The sequence below is a fragment of the Mycobacterium sp. SMC-18 genome, from assembly GCF_045310895.1.
GTDB lineage: Bacteria > Actinomycetota > Actinomycetes > Mycobacteriales > Mycobacteriaceae > Mycobacterium.
Window position 1 is genome coordinate 1 of sequence record NZ_JBJIAL010000131.1, and the last position, 1,292, is coordinate 1,292.

The following is a 1,292-nucleotide window of genomic DNA, read 5'->3' on the forward strand; positions in this document are numbered from 1 at the left end:
GTGGGGTGATGGCGTGCCTTTTGAAGAATGAGCCTGCGAGTCAGGGACATGTCGCGAGGTTAACCCGTGGGGGGTAGCCGTAGCGAAAGCGAGTCTGAATAGGGCGTATCCACGCAAGTGGTGTAGTGGCATGTTCTGGACCCGAAGCGGAGTGATCTACCCATGGCCAGGGTGAAGCGCGGGTAAGACCGCGTGGAGGCCCGAACCCACTTAGGTTGAAGACTGAGGGGATGAGCTGTGGGTAGGGGTGAAAGGCCAATCAAACTCCGTGATAGCTGGTTCTCCCCGAAATGCATTTAGGTGCAGCGTTGCGTGTTTCTTGCCGGAGGTAGAGCTACTGGATGGCCGATGGGCCTCACCAGGTTACTGACGTCAGCCAAACTCCGAATGCCGGTAAGACAAAAGCGTGGCAGTGAGACGGCGGGGGATAAGCTCCGTGCGTCGAGAGGGAAACAGCCCAGATCGCCGACTAAGGCCCCTAAGCGTGTGCTAAGTGGAAAAGGATGTGCAGTCGCGAAGACAACCAGGAGGTTGGCTTAGAAGCAGCCACCCTTGAAAGAGTGCGTAATAGCTCACTGGTCAAGTGATTGTGCGCCGATAATGTAGCGGGGCTCAAGCACACCGCCGAAGTCGCGGCATCCGCAAGGATGGGTAGGGGAGCGTCCTGCATCCGGTGAAGCAGCCGAGTGATCGAGTTGTGGAGGGTGTGGGAGTGAGAATGCAGGCATGAGTAGCGAATAGGCAAGTGAGAACCTTGCCCGCCGAAAGACCAAGGGTTCCTGGGGCAGGCCAGTCCGCCCAGGGTGAGTCGGGACCTAAGGCGAGGCCGACAGGCGTAGTCGATGGACAACGGGTTGATATTCCCGTACCCGTGTGTGTGCGTCCGTGATGAATCCATTGTGCTAACCATCCAAATGGCACGTGATGATCCTTTCGGGGATCACGTGTTGCCGGCTGCGTGGGACCCTGGTGGGTAGTAGTCAAGCGATGGGGTGACGCAGGAAGGTAGCCGTACCGGTCAGTGGTAATACCGGGGTAAGCCTGTAGGACGAACGATAGGCAAATCCGTCGTTCACATGTCTGAGAGGTGATGCATAGCCGAGTGAGGCGAATTCGGTGATCCTATGCTGCCAAGAAAAGCCTCTAGCGAGTGCACACATGGCCCGTACCCCAAACCAACACAGGTGGTCAGGTAGAGAATACTAAGGCGTACGAGTTAACTATGGTTAAGGAACTCGGCAAAATGCCCCCGTAACTTCGGGAGAAGGGGGACCTCCATACCGTCAAGGCAC

1 rRNA gene is annotated in these 1,292 nt (G+C 57.0%); it reads left to right on the forward strand.

The features are described 5' to 3' along the window. Positions 1-1,292 (forward strand): 23S ribosomal RNA (locus ACJH6J_RS30425); the annotation flags it as partial.